We start from the raw sequence: 10846 nt of genomic DNA on the forward strand, positions 1-10846 counted from the left end.
AAACAAAGAGGCCGGTCTGCAAGACCAGCCCCGGGAAATCGGTCAACCTAGAATTCTAACTTGCCGCGTTCGGTTCCCGCTTGACCCGGAACCAGGCCGCATACATGGCCGGCAAGGCCAGCAAGGTCAAAACCGTGGCCACAACCAGTCCGCCCATGATTGCCACCGCCATCGGGCCCCAGAAAACCGAGCGCGACAGGGGAATCATGGCCAGCACGGCCGCCGCTGCGGTCAGCACAATCGGGCGCAGGCGGCGCACTGTCGACTCCACAATCGCCTCCCAATCCGGCACGCCGCGGGCGCGGTCCTGCTCAATCTGGTCGATCAGAATCACCGAGTTGCGTTGAATCATGCCCATCAACGCGATCACCCCCAGCAGCGCCACAAAGCCAAAGGGCCTATTCAGCAGCAGCAGCGCCCCCGCCACGCCCGCAATACCCAGCGGTCCGGTCAGGAACACCAGCATCGCGCGGCTGAAGCTGTGCAACTGCAGCATCAGCAGCGTGAAAGTGATGAACAGCATGATGGGAACGCCAACAATGATCGAGGCCGAGCCCTTGCTGCTCTCCTCCACCGCACCGGCGACTTCGATGCGGTAGCCGCTGTGGCCGCTCTGCGCCCATTGCGTTTCCAGCTTTTTGAGTTGCGGCAGCAATTGAGCCGTCACCGTGGCGCCCTGCAGTCCTTCAACAATATCGCCCTGCACGGTGATGGCGTAGTCGCGGTTCTCACGCCACATCACGCCCGGCTCCCAGGCAAACACCGGCTTGGCGATCTGCGTCAGCGGAATCGATTTGCCTGAGGCCGTCGGCACATACGCATTGGCAATATCGCTGATGGCGTTGCGCTCAGCCAGCGGTTGGCGCAGCATGATGTCGATCAATTGGTCACCTTCACGGAACTGGCCGACCGCGGCACCGCTAAAGACGGCTCTGGACGCTTGGGCAATGGACTGGCTGCTCACGCCCAGGGCGCGGGCCTTGGTCTGGTCCACCTCCAGGTGCATCACCTTGACCGACTCGTTCCAGTTGTCATTGACACCGCGCATGTTCGGGTTCAGGCGCAGGATGGCGTTGACCTCGTCGGCACGCTCGCGCAGCAGCAGCGGGTCCGTGCCCACCACACGAAACTGCACCGGATACGGCACCGGGGGGCCGCTGGGCAAGAGCTTGACCCGCCCGCGCACCTCGGGGAACTCGGTCGCCAGCAGCGCTGGCAAATTGACCCGCAGCGACTCACGCAGCTTCAGGTCCGCGGGCACGACGATGAACTGCGACACATTGGTCTGCGGGAAAACCTGATCCAGCGGCAGGTAAAACCGCGGCACCCCCGAGCCCACCCACTGCGTGACGGATGCCACGCCCGGCTCGGCCAGCAGGCGCGCTTCTACCCGCTTGGCCACGGCTTCATTGGCGGCAAACGAGCTGCCTTCGGGCGACCAAATGTCAACAATGATTTCAGGCCGGCTCGAATCCGGAAAGAACTGTTGCTGCACCCGGCCCATGCCCACAATGCCCAGCGCAAACACCAGCAGGGTCGCGCCCAGGGTGAGCCAGCGGTGCTGCACACAAGCGTTCACCGCGCGCCGGAACGTGTTGTAAAACGGCGTGTCGTACGGATCATGCACGGGACCCGCGCTTGGCTCGCCCGCGCCGGCGCGGTTCGCCAGCACCACATGCGGGGGCGCCTTGAGCAGCAGCGTGCCCAGGTAAGGCACAAAATAGACCGACACGATCCAGCTCAGCACCAGCGCAATGACCGTCACCGCAAAGATCGCAAAGGTGTATTCACCCACCGTCGACTGAGCCAGGCCAATGGGCAAAAAGCCGGCCGCCGTGATCAGCGTGCCGGTGAGCATCGGCATGGCGGTGATTTCATAGGCAAAGGTGGCAGCGCGCACCTTGTCATAGCCCTGCTCCATCTTGGTCACCATCATCTCGACCGAAATAATGGCGTCGTCCACCAGCAGCCCGAGCGCAATGATCAGCGAACCGAGCGAAATTTTGTGCAGTCCAATGCCCCAGTACTGCATCGCCAGGAACGTCATCGCCAGCACCAGCGGAATGGTGATGCCCACCACTAGGCCGGGGCGCATGTCGAGCGTCCAGCGTTTGAGCAGTGAGTTTTGACCGGGCCGCTTGTGCAGCCCCAGGCTGATGAAGCTGACCGCCAGCACGATCGTCACCGCCTCGATCAGCACCTTGACAAACTCACGCACCGACGTCGCCACCGCCGTCGGCTGATCCTGAATCTGCACCAATTTCACGCCGACCGGCAGCGCCTTTTCCAGCCGCTGCGTCGTTGTCTTGAGGGCCTTGCCCAAAGCGATGATGTCGCCGCCCTTGGTCATGGCAACCCCGAGCGCGATCACTTCCTGGCCCTGATGGCGCACCTTGATGACAGGCGGGTCCACATAAGCGCGCTCGATGCTGGCAATGTCACCAAGGCGCAGTTGCGCGCCCGAGCTGCCACGTATGGGCATGGCGCGCAACTCCTCAATCGCCTTGAACTGCCCGGCCACCCGCACCTGCACCACGTCCAGCGGCGTCTGCACTGCGCCCGCCGACTCGACCACATTTTGCTGGCCCAGTTGCGCCAGCACCGCGTTCATATCCAGGCCGAGCTCGGCCAGGCGCCTTTGCGAGATTTCTATGTAGAGCTTTTCGTCCTGCACACCGAACAGCTCTACCTTGGCCACATCCGGCACCCGCAGCAACTGTTGGCGTGCATCGTCGGCAAAGGTCTTGAGCTCGGCATAGCTGAAGCCATCGGCCTGCAGCGCATAGATCACGCCAAAGACATCGCCAAAATCATCGTTAAAGAACGGGCCCAGCACGCCTTGGGGCAGCGTGCCACGCATGTCGCCCACCTTTTTGCGTACCGAATACCAGACGTTGGCAACCTCGCTGGCCTTGGACGAGTCCTTGATCTGGAAAATGATCTGCGACTCGCCCGGCTTGGAGTAACTGCGAATCTTGTCGGCGTAGGGCACCTCCTGCAGGGTGCGCTCAATCTTGTCGGTCACCTGCTCCGCCACCTGCTGGGCGGTGGCGCCGGGCCAGTAGCTGCGCACCACCATGGCGCGAAAAGTGAACGGCGGGTCTTCGTCCTGCCCCAGCTGGAAGTAAGCCGACACGCCCAGCAGCAGCAGCACCAGCATCAAAAACCGGGTCAGCGCCGCATGCTCCAGCGCCCATCTGGACAGATTGAAACTCTTTTTGGATTGGTGGTGTTTCATGCGCACCTCACTTGGCCACAGCGCTCGCAGCGGACGCAGCCGGTGCTGGAGTGGCGCCTGGTGACGCCGAAATTGCTACTGAATTAGTAGCTGATTGCGTAGTATTGACGGGGGCTAGAGCTTCATTTCCCTTATAAATAGTCACTTTTTGACCGGGCGACAACACATGCACACCGGCCACCACCACCTGCATGCCAGGCTGCAGACCGCCCGCCAGCACCACCTCGTTGCCATCGACCGTGGCAATTTGGACCGGCTGCAGCCGGACCGTCATGCCGGGCTTATCTAACACCCACACCGCTTGCGACTTGCCGTCCTGGCGCAAGGCACTGGTGGGCAGTTTGATGACCGGCGCGGCGCCGCGATCCACGCTCGGCAGCAGCACCGTGACGGTCGAACCCAGGGCCAGGGTGTCTTGGACCCCCAGCGCCACCTTCACGCCAAAAGTGCGCGTCACCGGGTCGGCACTGGCTGCCACCTCACGCACCACCCCGTTGAAGCTGGCCGCGCCGGACCAGCCGCGCACGACCACCGCCGCGCCGGTCTTGATCAACGCGACCTGGTCTTCCGGCACGGCAAACACCACATCGCGCGGGCCGTCCTGCGCCACCCGCACCACCGGCGCGCCAGCAGCCACCACCTGACCCGGCTCGGCCTCCACCGCCGTCACCACGCCCGCCACATCGGCCACCAAGGTGGTGTAGGAAGCCTGGTTGCCTTGACCGCTGGACTGCGCCCGGGCCTGGGCCAGCTGCGCCTGCGCAGCCTTCAGGCTGGCCTCTCGCCGCTCCAGTTCAGCCGCGCTGATGAAGTTGCGCTCGCGCAGGTCCTGGTAGCGCTTGAAATCGGAAGCGGCCAGTTCGTGGCTGCTGACCGCTGCGGCCACCTGCGCCCGCGCCGCTTGCGCCGCCAACTGGTAGTCCAGCGGATCGAGCTGCGCCAGCACCTGGCCCGCCTTGACCCGCTGGCCCAGTTCCACCTGGCGCCGCACAATTTTGCCGCCAACCCGAAAGCCCAGGCGCGACTCGACGCGGGCGCGCACCTCGCCGGCGAATTCGGCGCCAGAGTCCATGCGCGCCAGCCCCACGGTCACGACCTTCACGGCGCGAATCGGCTCCTCAGTCGGCGCTGGCCTGGAACAAGCGGCCAACAAAAGCACGGCAGCGATGAGCGTCGCCCGGAATTGAATTGAGTTGATAGACATGGTGAAAACGTGGTGAAGAGTCGTAAAGGCCGCCGTGGTCGGCTGGCAGATTAATTAATGACCAACAGGTTATTAATTTATGAGAAATACGAAGACTTGTCAATAGTGAGCGAGAAACAAAGCACTTGCAGGCAAAATCAGCTCACCATGCAGCACCCTACCGCCGCCGCGCCGCCACCCGCAAGCCTCACTCCAATCACGCACTACGAAAACTTTCCCGTCGCATCCTTGTTGTGTCCGGCCCACTTGCGTGCCCCGATTACCGCGCTGTACCACTTTGCCCGCACCGCCGACGACCTGGCCGATGAAGGCGATGCCACGGCGACGCAGCGCCTGCAAGACCTGCGGGACTACCGCCAGCAGCTGATCCGTGCCTGTCAAACGGCCGGCGCTGCCGCCGACACTGACAGCAGCGCGCGCTGGGCGTCCGTATTCGGGCCATTGCAACACGCCGTGCAGACGCACCAGCTGCCAGCGCCGCTCCTGCACGACTTGCTCGATGCGTTTGTGCAAGACGTTGAAAAAACACGCGATGGCAGCGGCTACGCGACCCAGGCCGAGTTGCTGGACTATTGCCGCCGCTCCGCCAACCCGATTGGCCGCCTGCTGCTGCATCTCTACGGCGTGACAGATGCGCAGGCGCTGGCCCTGAGCGACGACATCTGCACCGCCTTGCAGTTGATCAACTTCTGGCAAGACCCGAGCCGCGACCTGCCGCGCGGGCGCAACTACTTCGCGACCGACGACTGCCAGCGCTTTGGCGTCGTACTGGCCGATCTGCAAGCCTGCCAGCAGACCCAATCAGTGACCAATTTGATAGCTGCTTACGCAGTCGCAGCAAGGGCCAGGATGCTAAAAGGCTCTGAACTGGTGCATCTGATTGCGGGCCGTGCCGGCTGGGAGTTGCGCCTGGTGGTGCAAGGGGGCTTGCGCATTCTGGACAGGATCGAAGCCCTGCACTTTGCCACGCTGCGCCAGCGCCCACGCCTGCGCTGGTGGGACGCCCCCATCCTGCTGTGGCGCGCCCTGTGGATGTAACAATAGCCCCATGACGCCACAAGACTACGTCCAGCAAAAAGCCGCCGCTTCGGGCAGCAGCTTCTATTACGCCTTTCTGTTTTTGCCGCCGACCCAACGCGCCGCCATCACTGCCTTTTATGCGTTTTGCCGTGAGATCGATGATGTGGTGGACGACATGGTGGACCCCAGCGTGGCCAGCAGCAAGCTGGCCTGGTGGCAGGCCGAAGTCACCCAGTCGTTTGCCGGGCGGCCCAGCCACCCGGTGCTGCAGGCCTTGATGCCGCTGGCGGCCGAGTTCCAGATTGAACAACACCACCTCCAGTCCGTGATCGAAGGCTGCCAGATGGACCTGACACAAACCCGCTACCTCGACTACCCCGGCCTGCAGCGCTACTGCCATCTGGTGGCGGGCGTGGTGGGCGAGGTGGCAGCGCAGATTTTTGGTCAGACCGTGCCGCAAACCACCCTGTACGCGCACAAACTGGGCCAGGCGCTGCAACTCACCAACATCATTCGCGACGTGGGTGAAGACGCCGGGCGGGGCCGCATCTACCTGCCGGTCAACGAGCTGCAGCAGTTTGATGTCAAGGCACATGAAATCCTCAAGCGCAGCTACTCCGAGCGCTTTACCGCACTGATGCAGTTCCAGGCCCGGCGTGCACAAGGCCTGTACGACGAGGCGCTGGCCCTGTTACCCGCCGTAGATCGCCGCGCCCAAAAGCCAGGCCTGATGATGGCCAGCATCTACCGCGCCTTGCTGCTTGAGATCGAGCGTGACAACTTCCAGGTGCTGCACCAGCGTATCAGCCTCACGCCCTTGCGCAAGCTGTGGCTGGCGTGGAAGGTGCAGGCACTGGGGCGGATGTGAGGGAACAGGAAATTTCCAATATCCCCGTTTCATCATGGCGCGGGAAACCGGACTCTTTGGCCGTGCTTGTGGGTTTGACTGGGTTGGCATTTTGATCGTTCTTGCCCCCACTCACACCCCCCCGCCCCTCTCTCGCCCCGCCGGGCGAAAGAGGGGAGCCTCATGTGGCCGCGTCTTTAAAGGTGGGAAATCTGAGCTCGACTGTGCGCTGCCCTCAAAGTGGCCACAACGCAGACCCGAGGCGCACAGGTCAATTTCCGAGCAGCATCAAAAGGCCTTGAAGAGCTTGCAGCAGATCGAAAAACCGCTTAGTCAGTTTGATGGCAACGCGCCCATACGTGCCTTTTTCCCACCTTCAAAAACAGGACCAAATGTGGCTGTTAGCTCCCCTTTCCGCCCCGGCGGGGGTGGAGAGGGGTTGGGGGAGAGGGGGGGGATACAACGCAAAAAAAACAAAACCGCTGTTAGTAGCCAGGTTGACAATTCAAGCCCTGTTAGCCATCACGCTCAAGTAACACTACAAAAAACTGAGCATACTAGGCATATAACACGGGGGCTAGAGGCCAAAAACATTCAAAGGAATGCAGTTTCGCCGCCAGCAAGTTCAACCTCCCTCAGCCTGCGCAGCAGCCCATGAAAATTGCCATCATCGGCGCTGGCTGGGCCGGTTTGGCGGCGGCAGTGGAGGCCACGCAAGCCGGTCACCATGCGACTATTTTCGAAGCGACTCACGCCATCGGCGGGCGGGCCAGAGCCTTAGAAAGCACATTACCCGACGGCGCCCCCGTCACGCTGGACAACGGCCAGCACATTCTGATTGGCGCCTACACCGAGACCCTGCGCCTGATGCGCCTGGTCGGAGTGGAGACAACGACGGCCCTGCTCCGGCTACCCATGACCCTGCTGTTCCCCGACGGCCTGGGCGTGCGCTTTGCCGCCTGGCCGACGCCGCTGGACGCCTTGGTGGGCATCGTGCGTGCCCGTGGCTGGAGCGTGCGCGACAAGTGGTCCTTGCTGCGTGCGGCCACGGCCTGGCAACTGGCGGGTTTCCAGTGCGACGCCCGCAGCAGTGTCGCCCAACTCTGCCAGACCTTGAGCCCGCGTGTGATGACGGAGCTGATTGAGCCGCTGTGTGTGTCGGCCCTCAACACCCCGGCCGCGCGGGCCAGCGCCAGCGTGTTTTTGCGCGTCATGCAAGACGCCTTGTTGGGTGTGCAGGGCGGCTCCCGGTTGCTGCTGCCTCGGCTTGATCTCTCCCAGCTGTTTCCCAACGCCGCGGCCCTTTGGCTCGCGCAGCGCGGTGCGCAGCTGCACCTGGGCGCGCGGGTAGCCACCATCGAGCCCCAAGGCGCGCAGTGGCGGGTGCACGGCGGGCCACTGCCGGAGGCCCTGTTTGACGCGGTGATTTTCGCGACTTCAGCCTCAGAATCGGCCCGAGCCCTTGATAACACGGCGCAAGCAGCTCCTGATTCAATAGCAAATGAAATCCGGCACTGGACGCAGGCCTGCCGCGCCCTGCAGTTCGAATCCATCGCCACCGTCTACGCCTGGGGCCTGGGCGCCACCCTGCCCGAGCCGATGCTGAGCCTGCGCAGCCACGCTGCTGCCCCAGCCCAGTTTGTCTTTGACCGCGGACAAATGGGGGGCCCGAGCGGCCTGTTGGCCTTCGTGGTGAGCGCCAGCAGCGCCGGCACAGCCACCTTGCAGACGCAAGTGCTGCAACAGGCCCAACAACAGCTTGGCCTGGCGCTGCAAGCGGTGCAAACCATTCAGGAAAAGCGCGCCACCTTTGCCTGCACACCCGGGCTGCAACGCCCTGCCCTGCGCATCGCACCCGGCCTGTTCGCTGGTGGCGACTACGTGGCAGGCCCCTACCCGGCCACGCTGGAGGGCGCCGTGCGCAGTGGCATGGCGGCGGTGGCAGCGGCCATGGCTTGACCAGCCGGCATTTATGATGCGGCGTCAAACACCCACAATCCACACACCAGCCCCATGAAACCCGTCCTGAAAACTGCCGCCCTGCTGCTGACCGGGCTGATCGCAACAGCGGGCGCGCTCGGCGCCTGGTACATCCACACCAAGCAGCCGCAGCGCTCGGGCGCCATTGCCATGACGAACCTGCAGGCCCCTGTCAGCGTGCGTTATGACGAGCGCGGCGTGCCGCACATCTGGGCCGAAAACGAAGCCGACCTGTACCGCACCCTGGGTTTTGTGCACGCGCAGGACCGCCTGTTTCAAATGGAGATGGTGCGCCGTCTGGCCCAAGGGGAGCTGGCCGAGGTGCTGGGACCCAAACTGGTGGACGTGGACCGCCTGTTTCGCACCCTGGGCATACGCGCCCACGCGCAGGACGCAGCGGCCAAAATGGACCTGCAAAGCCCCGCCAGCCGGGCCTTGCTGGCCTACCTGGACGGCATCAACCAATTTCAAGCCACCCACCCGGCCCCGCTTGAATTCGACTTGCTGAAAATCCCCAAGCGGCCCTTCACCGTGCAGGACACACTGGCCGTATCGGGCTACCTGGCTTACAGCTTTGCCGCTGCATTTCGCACTGAACCGGCCCTGAGCTACATGCGCGACAAACTCGGCGCGCGCTATTTGACCGTGTTTGACCTCGACTGGAACCCGCAAGGCGTGATCAAGCCCGGCGCGCCCGCCAGCACCACGGCGGCCCTGAGCCCGCCCGACTGGCAGGCGCTCGCCCAGCTGTCCCAGCTCAGCGGGCAGGCGCTGGCTCTGGCCGGTGTGCCACCCTTCGAGGGCAGCAACGCCTGGGCCGTATCTGGCAGCCGCACCGCCAGCGGCAAACCCCTGCTCGCGGGCGATCCCCACATCGGCTACTCGGCACCCTCGGTCTGGTACGAGGCGCATCTCGCCATGCCTGGTTTCGAGTTGTACGGCCACCACCAGGCCCTCAACCCGAGCGCGCTGCTGGGCCACAACCCGCAATTTGGCTGGAGCCTGACCATGTTCCAGAACGATGATCTCGATCTGATCGCCGAGAAAGTCAACCCGGAAAATCCAAACCAGGTCTGGTACCAGGGCCGCTGGGTCTTTCTGCAAAGCCGCGTTGAGACCATTCTGGTCAAGGGCGGCGAGCCGGTCAAACTGACCCTGCGCCGCTCAACACACGGGCCCATCATCACCGACGCCTTCAAGGAGAGTCTGGGCAAGACGCCGGTCGCCATGTGGTGGGCGTTTCTGGAAACCGAGAACCCGATTCTTGACGCCTTTTATGAGCTCAACCGCGCCACCACACTGGAGAAAGCACGCAACGCTGCCAGCAAAATCCACGCGCCCGGCCTGAATGTGGTGTGGGCCAGCGCCGGCGGCGACATCGGCTCGTGGTCCGCGGCCAAACTGCCGATCCGCCCCGATGGTGTCAACCCCAGCTTTATCCTGGATGGCAGCACCGCAGCGGCGGACAAGTTGGGCTTTTACCGCTTCAGCGACAACCCGCAAGAAGAAAACCCGCAACGCGGCTACATTGTGTCGGCCAACCACCAACCCAAACCCAGCAGCGGCGTGCCGGTGGCGGGCTATTACAACCTGGCCGACCGCGCCCAGCGGCTGGACGACCATCTGCGTGACGACAAAGTACGCTGGGACAGCAAGACCGCTCAGACCTTGCAGCTCGACACCCTGACCGACTACGGGCCGCGTGTGCTGGCTCCCTTGCTGCCGATTTTGAATTCTTTCATCACGGTGCCGGTCGAGCGTGCCATGCTGGAGAGCCTGGCTGGCTGGGACGGCAGCTACCAGCTCAGCAGCATCACGCCCACCGTCTTCAACCAGTTGCTCTATGAACTGACGCGCGCCGCGTTCGCCGATGAAATGGGCGAGGTGCAGTTCAAAAACCTGCTCAGTACGCGCGCGCTGGACTCGGCCCTGCCGCGGCTGGTTGCGGATGCCGACTCGCCCTGGTGGGATGACATCACCACCCCGGCGCATGAGGGGCGCGCTGACACCGTCAAAGTGGCCTGGCGCGCCACCATCGAGCACCTGCAAAAAACGCTGGGCAAAGAAGCCACCGACTGGGGCTGGGGCAATGCCCACGCCTTGACGCACAGCCACCCGCTGGCGGTACAAAAGCCGCTCAACTGGTTGTTCAACGTCGGCCCGTTCCCGGCCCCGGGCGGCCACGAGGTGCCCAACAACCTGTCCAGCCCGCTGGGCCCGGCACCTTGGGCCGTGAGCTATGGCCCGTCGACCCGGCGCGTGATCGACTTTGCCGCGCCCGGCCAGTCCGTCGGCATCAACCCGGTCGGTCAAAGCGGCGTTCTGTTTGACGCGCATTACGCCGATCAGGCGCCAATCTTCATTGCTGGTGGCTACCTGTCGCAGCATCTCAGCGAAGCCGATGTCGCCGCCCATACCCACAGCACCCTGACGCTCAGTCCGGCAGCGGCACCCGGCAACTGAGCGTTGCACTGGCATACCGGGCTCTGGATTGCATTTGAGATGACAGCGCTTGTTTTCCCTGCCTTTGATTTTTTTGTCGCTTTTGTAGCCCCCC

Annotated in this window: 6 protein-coding genes; 4 read left to right on the plus strand and 2 right to left on the minus strand. The window is 63.5% G+C overall.

What is annotated here, in order from left to right:
- Window positions 1-55: 55 nt before the first annotated feature.
- The gene (locus WA157_RS08495) at window positions 56-3238 is read right to left on the minus strand and encodes an efflux RND transporter permease subunit (protein WP_422620525.1); all 3183 of its coding nucleotides are present in this window, start codon (window positions 3236-3238) and stop codon (window positions 56-58) included.
- Window positions 3239-3245: 7 nt separating this feature from the next.
- Window positions 3246-4442, minus strand: a complete 1197-nt coding sequence (locus WA157_RS08500; RefSeq protein WP_422620526.1) for an efflux RND transporter periplasmic adaptor subunit — start codon at window positions 4440-4442, stop codon at window positions 3246-3248.
- 147 nt (window positions 4443-4589) lie between these two features.
- Here WA157_RS08500 and hpnC point away from each other — a divergent pair, with 147 nt between their 5' ends.
- From hpnC to WA157_RS08520, 4 genes are all read left to right on the plus strand, one after another.
- Complete coding sequence (hpnC, locus tag WA157_RS08505) at window positions 4590-5480, plus strand: squalene synthase HpnC (protein ID WP_422620527.1); 891 nt, start codon at window positions 4590-4592, stop codon at window positions 5478-5480.
- 10 nt (window positions 5481-5490) lie between these two features.
- On the plus strand, window positions 5491-6330 hold the full coding sequence (hpnD, locus tag WA157_RS08510; RefSeq protein ID WP_318667504.1) for a presqualene diphosphate synthase HpnD: 840 nt from the start codon (window positions 5491-5493) through the stop codon (window positions 6328-6330).
- 633 nt (window positions 6331-6963) lie between these two features.
- Window positions 6964-8268, plus strand: coding sequence for a hydroxysqualene dehydroxylase HpnE (gene hpnE, locus WA157_RS08515; protein ID WP_422620528.1), 1305 nt, complete (start codon window positions 6964-6966; stop codon window positions 8266-8268).
- Between the two features lie 54 nt (window positions 8269-8322).
- Complete coding sequence (locus WA157_RS08520; RefSeq protein WP_422620529.1) at window positions 8323-10752, plus strand: penicillin acylase family protein; 2430 nt, start codon at window positions 8323-8325, stop codon at window positions 10750-10752.
- The last annotated feature ends 94 nt before the right edge of the window (window positions 10753-10846 follow it).

It is taken from the genome of Rhodoferax ferrireducens (assembly GCF_049302455.1).
GTDB classification, from domain to species: domain Bacteria; phylum Pseudomonadota; class Gammaproteobacteria; order Burkholderiales; family Burkholderiaceae_C; genus Rhodoferax; species Rhodoferax ferrireducens_B.

What these genes read in the sequence shown, in the direction of transcription:
- WA157_RS08495 (WP_422620525.1), bottom strand. Translation starts at nt 3,238, where the DNA reads ATGAAACACCACCAATCCAAAAAGAGTTTCAATCTGTCCAGATGGGCG.
- WA157_RS08500 (WP_422620526.1), bottom strand. Translation starts at nt 4,442, where the DNA reads ATGTCTATCAACTCAATTCAATTCCGGGCGACGCTCATCGCTGCCGTG.
- hpnC (WP_422620527.1), top strand. Translation starts at nt 4,590, where the DNA reads ATGCAGCACCCTACCGCCGCCGCGCCGCCACCCGCAAGCCTCACTCCA.
- hpnD (WP_318667504.1), top strand. Translation starts at nt 5,491, where the DNA reads ATGACGCCACAAGACTACGTCCAGCAAAAAGCCGCCGCTTCGGGCAGC.
- hpnE (WP_422620528.1), top strand. Translation starts at nt 6,964, where the DNA reads ATGAAAATTGCCATCATCGGCGCTGGCTGGGCCGGTTTGGCGGCGGCA.
- WA157_RS08520 (WP_422620529.1), top strand. Translation starts at nt 8,323, where the DNA reads ATGAAACCCGTCCTGAAAACTGCCGCCCTGCTGCTGACCGGGCTGATC.